This is a genomic window from Streptomyces sp. NPDC079167 (assembly GCF_040686735.1).
Lineage (GTDB): Bacteria > Actinomycetota > Actinomycetes > Streptomycetales > Streptomycetaceae > Streptomyces.
Map to the genome: position 1 here is coordinate 232,655 of NZ_JBFBLO010000011.1, position 13,369 is coordinate 246,023.

At 74.0% G+C, this 13,369-nt stretch carries 12 protein-coding genes; 6 read left to right on the forward strand and 6 right to left on the reverse strand.

The window, feature by feature from the left end:
- The first annotated feature begins 110 nt into the window (after window positions 1–110).
- From AB0P41_RS24200 to AB0P41_RS24215, 4 genes are read left to right on the forward strand one after another with little or no spacing between them, the layout of a single operon-like run.
- On the forward strand, window positions 111–1,376 hold the full coding sequence (locus AB0P41_RS24200) for an NAD(P)/FAD-dependent oxidoreductase (protein ID WP_365934111.1): 1,266 nt from the start codon (window positions 111–113) through the stop codon (window positions 1,374–1,376).
- The gene (locus AB0P41_RS24205; RefSeq protein ID WP_365934113.1) at window positions 1,373–2,578 is read left to right on the forward strand and encodes a lycopene cyclase family protein; all 1,206 of its coding nucleotides are present in this window, start codon (window positions 1,373–1,375) and stop codon (window positions 2,576–2,578) included. The genes AB0P41_RS24200 and AB0P41_RS24205 overlap by 4 nt, the downstream gene beginning before the upstream one ends.
- On the forward strand, window positions 2,578–3,312 hold the full coding sequence (locus AB0P41_RS24210) for a class I SAM-dependent methyltransferase (RefSeq protein WP_365934115.1): 735 nt from the start codon (window positions 2,578–2,580) through the stop codon (window positions 3,310–3,312). The genes AB0P41_RS24205 and AB0P41_RS24210 overlap by 1 nt, the downstream gene beginning before the upstream one ends.
- The gene (locus tag AB0P41_RS24215) at window positions 3,309–4,868 is read left to right on the forward strand and encodes an FAD-dependent oxidoreductase (RefSeq protein WP_365934117.1); all 1,560 of its coding nucleotides are present in this window, start codon (window positions 3,309–3,311) and stop codon (window positions 4,866–4,868) included. Before AB0P41_RS24210 ends, AB0P41_RS24215 begins: the two co-directional genes overlap by 4 nt.
- A gap of 3 nt (window positions 4,869–4,871) precedes the next feature.
- Here the strand turns inward: AB0P41_RS24215 and AB0P41_RS24220 are convergent, their stop codons facing one another.
- The 5 genes from AB0P41_RS24220 to AB0P41_RS24240 form a co-directional block, all read right to left on the reverse strand.
- Window positions 4,872–5,879 carry a DUF5914 domain-containing protein gene (locus AB0P41_RS24220; protein WP_365934118.1) on the reverse strand — a complete coding sequence of 336 codons (1,008 nt, stop codon included), beginning with the start codon at window positions 5,877–5,879 and terminating at the stop codon, window positions 4,872–4,874.
- Window positions 5,876–6,862 (reverse strand): phytoene/squalene synthase family protein, encoded by a 987-nt coding sequence (locus tag AB0P41_RS24225; protein WP_365934120.1) that lies wholly within the window; start codon window positions 6,860–6,862, stop codon window positions 5,876–5,878. The genes AB0P41_RS24220 and AB0P41_RS24225 overlap by 4 nt, the downstream gene beginning before the upstream one ends.
- On the reverse strand, window positions 6,859–8,394 hold the full coding sequence (gene crtI / locus AB0P41_RS24230; RefSeq protein WP_365934121.1) for a phytoene desaturase family protein: 1,536 nt from the start codon (window positions 8,392–8,394) through the stop codon (window positions 6,859–6,861). The genes AB0P41_RS24225 and crtI overlap by 4 nt, the downstream gene beginning before the upstream one ends.
- Entirely contained in the window at window positions 8,391–9,560 is a 1,170-nt protein-coding gene (locus AB0P41_RS24235; protein WP_365934122.1) for a polyprenyl synthetase family protein, read from the reverse strand. The genes crtI and AB0P41_RS24235 overlap by 4 nt, the downstream gene beginning before the upstream one ends.
- A gap of 191 nt (window positions 9,561–9,751) precedes the next feature.
- Window positions 9,752–10,240, reverse strand: a complete 489-nt coding sequence (locus tag AB0P41_RS24240) for a carboxymuconolactone decarboxylase family protein (protein WP_365934123.1) — start codon at window positions 10,238–10,240, stop codon at window positions 9,752–9,754.
- A 124-nt stretch (window positions 10,241–10,364) separates the two neighbouring features.
- Between AB0P41_RS24240 and AB0P41_RS24245 the strand changes: the two genes are divergently transcribed.
- Together AB0P41_RS24245 and AB0P41_RS24250 are read left to right on the forward strand one after the other, a co-directional pair.
- Window positions 10,365–11,330 carry a pirin family protein gene (locus tag AB0P41_RS24245; RefSeq protein WP_365934125.1) on the forward strand — a complete coding sequence of 322 codons (966 nt, stop codon included), beginning with the start codon at window positions 10,365–10,367 and terminating at the stop codon, window positions 11,328–11,330.
- Window positions 11,327–11,665 carry a GNAT family N-acetyltransferase gene (locus AB0P41_RS24250; protein WP_365934127.1) on the forward strand — a complete coding sequence of 113 codons (339 nt, stop codon included), beginning with the start codon at window positions 11,327–11,329 and terminating at the stop codon, window positions 11,663–11,665. Before AB0P41_RS24245 ends, AB0P41_RS24250 begins: the two co-directional genes overlap by 4 nt.
- Window positions 11,666–11,709: 44 nt before the next feature.
- Here AB0P41_RS24250 and AB0P41_RS24255 read toward each other — a convergent pair whose 3' ends face one another.
- Window positions 11,710–13,245 (reverse strand): glycoside hydrolase family 43 protein, encoded by a 1,536-nt coding sequence (locus AB0P41_RS24255; RefSeq protein ID WP_365934129.1) that lies wholly within the window; start codon window positions 13,243–13,245, stop codon window positions 11,710–11,712.
- Window positions 13,246–13,369: the final 124 nt, after the last annotated feature.

A 13,369-nucleotide genomic window follows, 5' to 3' on the forward strand; every position in this document is an offset into this window, starting at 1 on the left:
GTCGGGTCACACGAACAGGCGGTCCCCGTGGCGGCTGCTGGCTTCGGAGCCCGGAACGTGATCGGCTTGACATCCCGTCGGACGTACGGGGAGCGAGCCGAGGGGCACGGATGACGAACCGACAGCACTCGCCGGCGCCGGACGCCGTCGTCGTGGGCGCGGGCCTGGCGGGACTGGCCTGCGCGCTCGACCTGTGCGGCGCCGGCCTCCGCGTCGAGCTGCTGGAGGCCTCCGACGGAGTGGGCGGCCGGATGCGCACGGACCGCAAGGACGGATTCCTCCTGGACCGCGGCTTCCAGGTCTTCAACACCTCGTACCCCCAGGTGAAGCGGCGCCTCGACCTGCGCGCGCTGCGCCTGCGGCCGTTCACCCCCGGTGTCATCGCCCGTACGCCCGCCGGGCGGGTGCGGGTCACCGACCCCACCCGGCGGCCGGGGGACGCGGCGCAGCTGCTGCCCGGACGTGTTCTCCCGGCCCGTGACCTCGCCGCTCTGGCCGTACTCACGGCACGTGACGTCCTTCTTCCCGCGAAGCGTCTGGGACGCGTGCCCGACCGCTCCGCCTCGCAAGCGCTCGTGCGGGCCGGGCTGTCACCCCGTGCGATCGAGGACCTGCTGCGGCCGTTTCTCTCCGGGGTGTTCCTGGAGGAGGGACTGGAGACCTCGGCGCGCTTCCTCCACCTGGTCTGGCGCAGCATGGCGCGCGGCACGCTCTGCCTGCCGGCCCGGGGCATCGGCTCCGTGCCGGTCCAGCTCGCCGCCGGACTGCCGGAGGGCGCCCTGCGGCTCGGTGCGGCCGTCGCCGGGGTCACGGACTCGGGGGTGCTCCTGGCCGACGGCAGTGAGCGGCCGGCCGCCTCCGTCGTGGTGGCCACCGACTCCGCCACGGCCGCCCGTCTGCTGCCCGGCCTGCCGGTGCCGGACAGCCGCACGGTGACGACGTACTACCACGCGGCGGACCGGTCACCGCTGACCGAACCGATTTTGCTGGTGGACAGCGGCCTCGCCGTCCTGAACAGCTGTGTCCTCACCGAGGTCGCCCCCACCTACGCTCCCCCGGGCACGGCGCTGATGTCGACCTCGGTGCTCGGCTCCGGCCCGCCCGGCGGGGACGCGACGGTCCGCGCCCGCCTCGCCGAGCTGTACGACGTGGACACGAGCACCTGGGACACGATCGCCGCCTGCACCGTGGAGCGCGCCCTGCCCGCCATGCGGCCTCCCTGGCCGCTGAGCCGTACGACCCGTTTCGCGCCGGGCCGGTACGTCTGCGGGGACCACCGGGCCACCGGTTCGGTGCAGGGCGCGCTGGCCTCCGGGAGCAGGGCGGCGCGCGAGGTGCTGGCCGACCGTGCGGCGGCGCGGACCGCCGGGACGTGACCGGACGATTCCGGGGGCACGTGGACGACGTCGTCGTCGTGGGCGGTGGCGCCGCGGGACTCTGCCTGGCCGACCGGCTCGTCAGGGCCGGTACGGCGGTGACGCTGGTCGAGGCCCCCGACGGGCCGCTGCGCCCTCCGGAGCGCACCTGGTGCTACTGGGAGGCGGGCTCCGGCGACTTCGAGGACGCCGTCGTCGCCTCCTGGGAGCGGCTGCGGGTGCGGGAGCCGGACGGTGGCGTCGTCGAGTCGGACCCAGCACCGCTGCGTTACCGCATGGTGCGCTCGGGCCCCTTCGAACGGCTGGTCCACTCCCGGCTGGCGGCGTGCCCGGTGGCCCGCGTCGTGCGTGCCACCGCACACGAGGTGCGCGACGCGCCGTACGGCGCCGAGGTGCGCTGCACGACGGCCGGCGGCGCCCCGCTCACCCTGCGGGGCAGGTACGTCTTCGACTCGCGGCCCGTGCGGCACACACCCCCGCACCGCACGCTGCTCCTCCAGCACTTCCGGGGCTGGTTCGTACGCACCGCCCTTCCCCGCTTCGACCCCGGTGTGGCGGACCTCATGGACTTCCGGGTCCCGCAGCCCCGCCACGGTCTCGCGTTCGGCTATGTGCTGCCGCTCGCACCGGACCTGGCGCTGGTGGAGTACACCGAGTTCTCCCGTGCCCCGCTGACGACAGCCGCGTACGAGGCGGCCCTGCGGCAGTACACGGGGGAGGTCCTGCGCCTCGGCCGGTTCGCCGTGGAGTCGGCCGAGCAGGGTGTCATCCCCATGACCGACGCCCGCTTCCCCCGCCGGACCGGGCGCGCCGTCTTCCGTATCGGGGCGGCAGGGGGCGCCACCCGCCCGGCGACCGGCTACACCTTCGCGGCCGTCCAGCGTCAGAGCCGCGCCATCGCCGCCGCCCTGCGCAGCGGGTCCCCGGGGGTGCCGCCGCCGCACGGCCGCAGGGCGCTCGCCATGGACGCCGTGCTGCTCCGGGCCCTCGACACCGGGCGGGTGGACGGGCCCCGTTTCTTCACGGGTCTCTTCCGCCGCGTCCCCATGGAGCGGCTGCTGCGCTTCCTCGACGGCGGGAGCACACCGTGGGAGGAGTTCGGGGTCGGCCTGCGTACGCCCGTGGGCCCGATGCTCCGCACCGCTGCCGAACTCCCCTTCCTCACCCGCCGGACCGCCGGCCGAGCCGAAGAGAGCCCCTGATGACCCTCCTGCGGGACGACGAACTGGCGCACGCCTTCGACCACGCGTCACACACCTACGACCGGCTCACCGCGCTTAATCCGGGCTACCGCTCCGACCTGCTCCGCTCGGCGCACCGGCTCCGGCTGCCGCGCGGTGGAAGGGGCCGGCGGGTGCTCGATCTCGGCTGCGGGACGGGCGCCAGTACGCGGGCGCTGCTGCGGGCGGCCCCGTACGCCGAGATCACGGCGGTCGACGCCTCCGCGGGCATGCTGGAACGGGCACGTGAGAAGCGCTGGCCTTCGAACGTCCGGTTCGTGCACCGGTCCGCGGAAGATCTCACCACCACCGATGACGACGGCTCGTACGACGCCGTCTTCGCCGCCTATCTCTTCCGCAACGTGGCCGAACCCGGTGCGGTCCTCGACGCGGTACGCGTTCTCCTGCGTCCCGGTGGCCGTCTGCTGGTCCACGAGTACAGCCTCAGTGGTTCGCCCGTGCACCGGGCCGTGTGGAACGCGGTCTGCCGGGGTGTCATCGTCCCGGCGGGCACGCTGACCGGTGACCGCGCGCTGTACCACCATCTGTGGCGCAGCGTCCTGGCGTTCGACACGGCACCCGTCTTCGAGCGGCGGATCGCCCGGGCCGGGTTCCCCTTCGTGCGGACCGTGCCCGTGGGCGGCTGGCAGACCGGCATCGTCCATGTGTTCCTGGCCCGGAGCGGCGCGGACGGCGTACGGCCCGAGGCGTCATGAGCGCCCGCGGGCGTCACCCCGGTCCCACCCGGCACGGAAGGGACCGCCGGGCCGAGGTGCTCCTGCCGGAGCCCGGGCGCGAACGCTTCACCGGCGACGCGCCTTCGGCCGCGGTCATCGGCGGCGGTATCGCCGGGCTCGCGGCGGCGACCGCCCTCGCCGAGCGCGGTGTCCGCGTGACCCTCTACGAACAGGGCGAGGCGCTCGGCGGCCGTCTCGCCGGGTGGCCCGTCCGCCTCGCCGACGGGTCCGGGGTGACGATGAGCCGCGGCTTCCACGCGTTCTTCCGGCAGTACTACAACCTGCGCGGGCTGCTGCGCCGTTCGGACCCCGGGCTGACGGCGCTCACCCCGCTGCCGGACTACCCGTTGAGACACCGGAACGGGATGTCGGACAGCTTCGCGCGCGTGCCGAGGACGCCGCCGTGGAGCGCGCTCGGATTCGTGGCGCTCAGCCCGGCGTTCGGCTGGCGCGACCTCGCCGCGATGCACCCGCGCGAGGCCCTGCCGCTCCTCGACGTGCGGGTCCCCGAGGTGTACGAACACTTCGACGGGGTCGGCGCAGAGGAGTTCCTGCACCGGATCGGCTTCCCGGAAGCGGCCCGTCACCTGGCCTTCGAGGTGTTCTCCCGCAGCTTCTTCAGCGACCCGCGCGAACTGTCCGCCGCCGAACTGCTGCTGATGTTCCACATCTACTTCCTGGGGTCGTCCGAGGGGCTGCTCTTCGACGTGCCGCGCGAGCCGTTCCCCCAGGCGCTGTGGGAACCGCTGGGCGACCGTCTGAGGCGGCTCGGCGCCGAGGTGCGCACCGGTGCCCCGGTCCGCCGTGTCCAGACGGCCGCGGGCGGGGACCTGACCGTGGAGACCGAAGGGGCGGCCGCCCGCCACCAGGCCGTTGTCCTCGCCCTGGACACGCGTGGCCTGCGTCATGTCGTGGGCGCGTCGGAGCAGTTGGGGGACGCGTCCTGGCGTGCGGACATCGCGGCCCTGCGCACGGCGCCGCCGTTCCTGGTGTCCCGGCTGTGGCTGGACCGGCCCGTGCGCGAGGACCGTGCGGGGTTCCTCGGCACCAGCGGCTTCGACGGGCTCGACAACGTCAGTGTGCTGAACCGCTTCGAGGGCGAGTCGGCCCGCTGGGCGGCACGGACGGGGGGCTCCGTGGTCGAACTCCACGCGTACGCCGTCGACGAGGGCGCCGAGCCGAAGGAGGTCCAGCGCCGGATGCTCGGCCGGCTGCACGAGGTCTATCCCGAGACGGCGGACGCCGAAGTCGTCGACGTCCGCCATGAATGGCGTGCCGACTGCCCCGTCTTCCCCGTGGGCGGCTACGCGCGGCGGCCCGCCGTACGAACGTCTCACCCGCGCGTCGTGCTGGCGGGCGACCTGGTCCGCACCGGCCTCCCCGTCGCACTGATGGAGCGCGCCGCGACCTCGGGCTTTCTGGCCGCCAACGCGCTCCTCGCCGGCTGGGGCGTCCGGGGACAGGTGCTCTGGACCGTCCCGCGCGCCGGCCGCTCCCGGGCGCTGCGCGCCCTCGCCGGCCTGGCAGCGCGCTGAAGGTCAGCCGGGGAAACGCCCGGTGCTCCGCAGCGCCCAGCGGCGCTCGGCATACGCCAGGTCGTCCCGCCAGAGCCGGCCCGCCGTCCGGCGCATCAGAGGGCGCAGGGCGGGCGCGGCGACCCGTGCCAGGGCGAACCCCCGCCGGTCGGACGCGGCGACGACCGCCTCGACGACCGCCGTGCGCGGTACCGTGGCGCCGGGCGCGGTGAGCGGCGTGGCATGGGTCTCCACCACCGACCCTGCGCCCTCCCCGTCGGTGATGTGCATGACCACCGTGCGTGGTCCGGGCGCGGTGAACACCGCCCGCACCGGCACCACCAGCCGGCCGGCGACCTTGAACGACACGTCCACGGCGAAGCCGTCGCCCCGGCCGTCCTCCGGGGTGCCGGCCACCTTCAGGCCGACGAACGCGTACGGGTGGAACCACGAACCGTGCCAGGGGTCGAGCCGGTTGGCTACCACGTCCTCGGGCTCGCACCGGCCCACGGCCGTGAACACCGCGTCCAGGGCGTCCACCGGGCGCGGCCTCGGCGGCACGACGGGGCGCTCCAGCGGTGGCTCTCCCCCGGCCCGGTCCAGCCGCACCCAGACCAGGACCCCGTCGTCGTACACCGGGTACGGTTCCCACCCGGCGAACGGGCCGCCGTCCAGGGCCAGGCCGTGCCACCGGCACAGGAGCGTCCCGCACACCACGCGGCTCTCGCGCAGCGGGGCCCCCAGGTGGGGGCACTCCCCCGGGCCGGCGCGCAGCGCGCCGTCCTCGGAGCGCCACAGGACGACTTCCAGTCCGGCGATCGTCCGGCCGTACGGGGCGTCGCGCGCTCCGATCGCCCTGGAGGATCCGACGGCGTACCAGTTGCCCGACGGGCGGGCGGTGGCCCGTTCCAGTGCCTCGGCGATCACGGTGGGCTTCGCCTCGCGCCAGGTCGGGGCCTGCCTCTCCCATCGGGGCGCGCGCCGTACCCGCAGGGGTGACGTCCACGACCTGGTGTTCCGCAGGGGGCTCATCGCGGGGGGCGCTCCGCCCCGGCGACCGTGTCCGGCGCCCCGGCCTGTGGACGGGTCCGCATCCGCGCGCCGAGGATCCGTACGAGTCCGCCCGCCGCGGTGACGGCCCGCCGCCTGCGCGGCACCACGGCGCGGCGGTGCGTCACCCGGTAGTCGTCGGCGGCGATCGCGTCCAGAATGCCCCTGTACAGGACGAAGGCCGTCCGGATGCAGGGACGCGCCCGCGGCTCCAGCATGGCGATGCCCGGCTCGGCTTCCCGGTACACGGAGCGGATCAGCCTGTCGGCTTCGGCGAAGGCGGCCCGGAGTCGCGGGTCGTGCCGTCCGGTGCGGCGGCTCCACTCCAGCAGGCGGCGGTCCACGCCGTGGGCGGCGAGCAGGTCCGCGGGCAGGTAGACGCGTCCGCGGTCCAGGTCCTCGCCCACGTCCCGCAGGAAGTTGGTCAGCTGGAAGGCCACGCCGAGTGCCGCGGCGTGCGGAGCCGCTTCCTCACGGGCCACGACCGTCCCGAGCACGGGCAGCATCTGGAGGCCGATCACCCCTGCCGAACCGTGCGTGTAGGCACACAGATCGGCGTACGTCGGATAGTCGGTGACCGTCAGGTCGCTGCGCATGGATACGAGGAAGTCGGCGAAGAGACCGTGGTCGATGGCGTAGCGGCGTGCGGTGTCCGCCACGGCCCTGACCACGGGTTCCTCCCCGCCCCCCGTGCGCAGTCCGTGGGCCAGGTCGCTCTCCAGCAGACGCAGCAGGCGGTCGCGTTCGGCGGCGGGCTGCCGGTGGTCCAGGTCGTCCACGATGTCGTCGGCCCACCGCGCGAAGCCGTACAACGCGTGCACGGCGCTGCGGTGTTCGAGCGGCAGGAGCCGGGTGGCGAGGAAGTACGTCCGGCCGTGCTGGGCGTTCAGCCGCCGGCACCGGTCGTACGCGGCGCGCAGGGCGGGCCCGGTGATCCCGGCGGCGTCCAGTTCACGGTGGTTCATCGGCTCTGCCCTTCGAGGACGGGGGGTCGACGGCGCGCGCTCTTCGCCGGGGGGAGGCCGGTGATGCGGGCCGCGGCGAGCTTGCCGCTGACGAGTACGGTCGGCACGCCCACCCCGGGTGTGGTCCCGCACCCGGCGAGGACGACGTTGTCGTGGCCGCGTACGAGGTTGCGGGGCCGGAAGGGCCCGGTCTGCGCGAAGGTGTGGGACACGGAGAACGGGGTGCCCGCCGCGTGGCCCTGGGCGGTCCAGTCCACGGGCGTGACCAGCAGCTCCTGGTCCATGGACGCCTCGAAGCCGTCGAGCCCCCGGCGCTCCAGCTCGGCCAGGAGGCCGTCCCGGTAGCGCGGTCCCAGGCCGCGCCAGGTCCCCGCCGACGGGCCGGTCGTGGTGTTGGGGCACGGGGCCAGGACGTAGTGCAGGTGTCTGCCCTCCGGGGCCAGCGACGGGTCGTGCGTCGTCGGACGGGTGATCAGCAGCGACGGATCGCTCATCACCCGCCCCGACCGGGTGAGTTCGTGGAAGGTGCGCTCCCAGGCGGCACCGAAGGAGAGCGTGTGGTGCGCCAGCTCCGGCCAGGTGCGGTCCGTTCCGGCGTGCAGGATGACGGCCGACGGCGCGTGACGCAGCGGCACGGGGCGCCGGGGCGCGCGGCCCAGGAGCCTGTGGGCCACGGGGAGATCCGGTGTCAGGACGACCGCGTCGCAGGCGATCCGCTCGCCCGAGGCCAGCCGGACGGCTTGTACCCGCCCCGCTGCGCGCTCCAGCCCGGTCACCTCGGCCGACCAGCGGAACTCTCCTCCGGCGTCGGCGGCCGCGTCCGCCATCGCCCGGGGCAGCGCGTACATGCCGCCCTTCGGGAACCAGACGCCCGCGACCGTGTCCATGTAGGCGATGACGGCGTAGGCGGCGAGCGCACGGGACGGGGCGACTCCGGCGTACAGCGACTGGAAGGAGAACACCCGGCGCAGCCGTGGGTCGGAGAGGAATCTGCCGATCTGCGGGTCGAGCCGGCCGAAGCCGCCCAGGGCCGCCAGCCGGGCGAGGTCGGGATGCAGGAGCTGGAAGGGCGAGTCGAAGTTGGTGTCGATGAAGCGGTGCATCTGTGCCCGGTACATCCGCTCCAGCCAGCGCCGCAGTCTGCGGTACCCGGCGGCCTCCGCTCCCCCGGCGAAGCGGTGGACCTCGGCCTCCATGGCGTCGCCGTCCGTGTGGACGTCCAGCCGGCTGCCGTCCGCGAAGCGGGCCCGGTAGGCCGGGTGCAGGGGGATCAGCTCAACGCGCCGGTGGAGGCTGTCCCCGACAGCGGCGAAGGCCTCGTCGGCCAGGTGCGGCATGGTGAGGACCGTCGGCCCGGTGTCGACCCGGTATCCGCCGAGTTCCACCCGTCCCGCGCGGCCGCCGGGCCCGGTGCCCTGTTCGACGACGGTCACCCGGCGTCCGGCGCCGAGCAGGTGAAGGGCGGCGGCGAGGCCGGACAGGCCGGCGCCGACCACCACCACATGGTCCGTGGGGCCGGGGACGGTCCTCATACGCCCTCCCCGTCGGGAGCGGTGCCCACGGCCCTGGCCACCAGTGCGGCGAACTCCCGCCGGGCACGGGCGTCCGTCCCGGCGGCGGCGAAGTGACGCAGGCTCGACGCCGAGAGTTCGGCGATCTCCTCCTCCACCACGGCCCGCGCGCCGGTACGTTCCAGAGCGGCGCGCATCCGGTCTGCCGTCCTTCCGTCGTCGCCTTCCGGACCGAGCACGGCCAGGGCCTCGGTGTCGCCCGACTCGGCGGCGAGCCGGAGGGCGACCGCGAGGAGACAGGTGAGTTTGCGCGTCCGCAGGTCCTCGTCCGAGGGCTTTCCCGTGACGGCGGGGTCCCCGAAGGCCCCCAGCAGGTCGTCACGGAGCTGGAAGGCGAGTCCCGCGCACCGTCCGGCGGACCGCAGCCCGTCCATGACGCGGGCATCGGCGCCCGCCAGGGCCGCGCCCAGCGCGAGCGGCCGCTCCACGGTGTAGAGCGCGCTCTTGAGCGTCGCGATGTTCCTGGCCCCGTCGAGGTCCGAGGAGCCGGCCGCCTGGGCCCGCATGTCCAGATACTGTCCGGCGACCATCTCGCCGCGCATCGCCTGCCACTCCCGGTGGAGCTGCTCGCCGTACGGGGAGGCCAGGGCGGTCCCGGTGAACAGGTCGTCGGCCCACGCCAGCGCCAGGTCGCCCGCGAGCACCGCGGCGGTCGCCGAGTAGGACGCGGCGGATCCACGCATGCGGCTCGTCCGGTGCATGTGTGCGAAGTCCGCGTGCACGGCGGGGGCGCCCCGGCGTACCGGCGATTCGTCCATGACGTCGTCGTGGACCAGTGCGCAGGCCTGAAGCAGTTCCAGGGCGGCGCCGATACGCAGCGGGGTCCCGGGGTCGCCGGCGCCCCCTGCCGCCAGCCATCCGCACCGGACGAAGGCTGTCCGCAGCCTCTTGCCACCGTTGAGGACGAACGCGGCGACCCGGGAGGCAACCTCCTCGGCGAACACGGCGTCCACGCGACGGGCCTCCCGGAGCCTGGTGCGCAGATGATCCGCGAGGACGGCGTCCACGTCGGCGGCCGCCTCGTCCGCGGGGTGCGGGAAGCTGTCCGGGCCCGGGCCTCCGCCGGAGTGGGGGCGAGGACAGGGACCTTCGCCGGCGCCTGCCCGCGTCGCTCGCGGACCGAGCATGGACAGCCCCTTTCGCCCGGTCGCCGCTTCCGCGTCCACCGCTGGTTCCTCCCGCGAGAACCGCGGACGCCCCTATGCCTGCCCGTCTCCCGGGCCGTTCGGAGCGAACGTCACCCGGACGGCGGGCGGAACCACGGCCGGCAGGGGGACGACGACAGGGCACGGCGGTGGGGTTCGGCCACGCGGACGCGTCACTGCCGGGGGACTGCCCGCACGGGGTGCTTGCTCATGACGGAGACCCGGTTGAAGGCGTTGATGGTGACGGCCACCCAGATCACCGCGGCTGTCTCGTCGTCGGACAGGGTGAGGCGTGCCGTGGCGTAGGCGGCCTCCTGCAGGGCCGCGTCCGCGGGGTGTGTGGTCGCCTCGGCCAGGGCGAGGGCCGCGCGCTCCTGGGCCGTGAACACCTCGGTGTCACGCCATGCGGCCAGCACTCCCAGCCGCTGGGCCGTCTCGCCCGCCCGCAGCGCGGCCCTGGTGTGGACGTCCAGGCAGTACGCGCAGCCGTTGATCTGCGACACCCGGAGGTTGACCAGTTCCACCAGGGTCCGGGGCAGCCCCGCCTCCTGGGCGACCGCTCGCACCGCTTCGGCCGTGGCGGTGAGAGCCTTGTAGGCCCCGGGGCTCTGCTTGTCCACGTAGACCCGCTTCTCCGTACGGTCCGCCTCGGTACCGTTCATGCCTGGACTCCTCACCGGGACGTACCGTCCCCTCGCCGTGCCGTGCACCCGGGGTGCGCGACGGCTTATGATCGAGCATGATTGTTGAACGTGCAAACACCTGTGGAGTTCGGGGAGGTGCTCGATGAGCGGCGCCGGCATGGACCAGGTCGCGCCCGGCCCGGGCGTGGAGGTGCTGACGGCGCGGGACGTGCCGCTGGGCGGCCCGAGGGCGATGACGGTGCGGCGCACGCTGCCGCAGCGTGCCCGCACGCTCATCGGGGCCTGGTGCTTCATCGACCACTACGGCCCCGACGACGTCGCCGTGACGGGCGGGATGGACGTGGCCCCGCATCCGCACACCGGCCTGCAGACCGTCAGCTGGCTGTTCAGCGGCGAGATCGAGCACCGTGACAGCCTGGGCAGCCACGCCTTCGTACGCCCCGGAGAGCTCAACCTGATGACCGGTGGCCGGGGCATCAGCCACACGGAGGTCTCCACCCCCGGCACCACGGTCCTGCACGGTGTCCAGCTGTGGGTGGCACTGCCCGGCGGGCACCGGGACGCGGCACGCGACTTCCGCCACCATGTGCCGGACCCGGTCCGCCGGGACGGCGCCGTGATCAGGGTGTTCCTCGGCTCCCTCGCCGGAGACACCTCCCCGGTCCCGGTCTTCACCCCGCTGCTCGGCGCCGAGATCGTCCTGGAACCGCACGCGACCGCGACCCTGGTCACGGACACGGCCTTCGAGCACGGCCTTCTCGTCGACAAGGGGAGCATCCGCCTGGACGGAACGCTGCTGCGAGCGGCCGAGCTGGGCTACCTGGGCCCGGGCCGCGGGGAGGTCACCCTGGTCAACGAGACGGACGCCCCCGCCCGGGCCGTCCTCGTGGGCGGAACGCCGTTCGAGGAGGAGATCGTCATGTGGTGGAACTTCGTGGGCCGAAGCCATCACGACATCGTCGGGGCACGCGAGGAGTGGGAGGCCGGCTCCGACCGGTTCGGCCACGTCGACGGCTACCCCGGCGCCCGCATCCCCGCCCCGGCTCTCCCCAATGCCACCATCGCACCGCGTGGCAACCCGACACGCCCGAAAGGGAGCACACGATGACCCAGGCCGCCGCCCCCGTCGTCCGTGAGGTCGACGCCAGGCACCGCTACGAGATCCTGGTCGACGAGGCGAGCGCGGGATTCACCGCCTACCGCGACCGCGACGGGCAGCGCGTCTTCTTCCACACCGAGATCGACGACGCCTTCGCGGGGCAGGGACTGGCCTCCGTCCTCGTGCGGGAGGCGCTCGGCCACGTACGCGACACGGGCAAGCGGATCGTGCCTGTCTGCCCGTACGTGGCCAAGTTCCTCAAGAAGCACGAGGAGTTCTCCGACATCACCGACCCGGTCACGCCCGAGATCCTCCAGTGGCTGGAGACCGCCCTGGCTCGCTGAGCGCCCGCGCCGACGCCCGGACGGCGGCGGGTGGCGGCACCCCGTCAGGCCGGCCGCAGCTCGAACCAGTCGAAGGCGACGGTGCCCCGGGTCGCGTACATGCCGATGACCCGGCCGGTGAATCCGCCCGCGACCTCGGTGGTGAGGTAGCGGCCGTCGAGTTCGGCGAGGATCTCGAAGGAGCCGTCGTCGGTCTCGTACCCCAGACGGAGGGTGTCGGGGCCGCCGACGCGGAGGCCCGTGTCGGCGGCCCCGGGGCCCTCGGGGCGGACGGTGACGGTGGGCGGCAGGACTCCCGTGGTGGTCACGTCGACGCGCAGCGTCAGAGGCCCGGCGGGCACGGACCGTTCGGCGACCGTCCGGCGCAGCGGGCCGATGCGGGCGACCGCACGGACCACACCGTCCTCCGTCTCCACCTGGTAGTGGTGGGCCTCGTCGAGCCGTACGGCAAGTCCGCCCCGGCCTCCTCCACCGGTGTCGACCCGTGTCCGCGCCTCGCAGTCGGGGTCACGCTGGCGACGCCCCACGAACAGCGCGCCGGGCTGGTCCATGCCGTCCGCCCGGGCGTGCAGCACCAGGTGGCCCGGCCGTTCGTCGAGGCGTGCGTCAGCCGGATCGCGGCGTCTCGGCGTCACCCAGCAGGGGGCCGGCACCGGGGAGTCGAAGTCGTCGCGGTGCGGCTCGGCGGGCCAGGGGTGCTCAGCCAGGCCCGGCGCCTCCGCGCGGAGCTCCAGGGGCCCCGGCAGCGGCCACTCGTCCTCCCACCGCACCGGCGCCAGGAACGTCTCGCGTCCCATGCCGTGGAAGCCCGGGGTGTCCCCGCGGGGCCGGGTGCCCAGCAGCACCATCCACCAGGTGGAGTCGTGCGCCTGCACCAGATCACCATGGCCGGTGTTCTGCACCGGGTGACTGGTGCTGCGGTGGGAGAGCACGGGGTTGTCCGGGTGCGGTTCGAAGGGCCCCGGCAGCGTGCGGGCCCTGGCGACGGACATCGCGTGCCCGCGTTCCGTCCCGCCCTCCGACAGCAGCAGATACCACCAGTCGCCGATCCTGTAGAGGTGCGGGCCCTCGGGGTACTGGAGCCCGCTCCCCGACCACATCTCCACGGGCTCGCCGAGCAGTTCGCCCGTCTCCGGGTCGATGCGCACCCCCCGGATCCCGCCGTCGGAGTACACGCACCAGCAGTCCCCCTCCTCGTCCCAGGCCAGATCGGGATCGATGCCGGGTATGCCGACCCGCACGGGATCCGACCAGGGGCCCGCCGGGTCATCGGCGGTCACCAGGATGTTGCCGGCGCCGGCCACCACGGTCGTGATCATCCAGAAGCGTCCGTCGTGGTGCCGCAGGGTGGGGGCGTAGACCCCGCAGGACGACGGGGCCGCGTCGGGGAGTTCCAGCTGTGACGGACGGTCCAGGGCGTGTCCGATCAACCGCCAGTGGACCAGGTCCCGGCTGTGCCACAGCGGCACCCCGGGGACGTACTCGAAGCTGGACGTCGCCACGTAATAGTCCTCACCCACGCGGCAGATGCTCGGATCCGGGCTGAAGCCGGGTATCACGGGATTGTCGAAGAGCACCACGGGCTGTCCTCAGGCTCGGGCCCGGACGGCGTCCCAAGGCCATGATCGTCGAAACGCTTCGAAGATGGCAGTCCGGCATGGGTGTGTCAATAGACCCGTCAGAAGTGGTCTCCGGTGCGGGAAA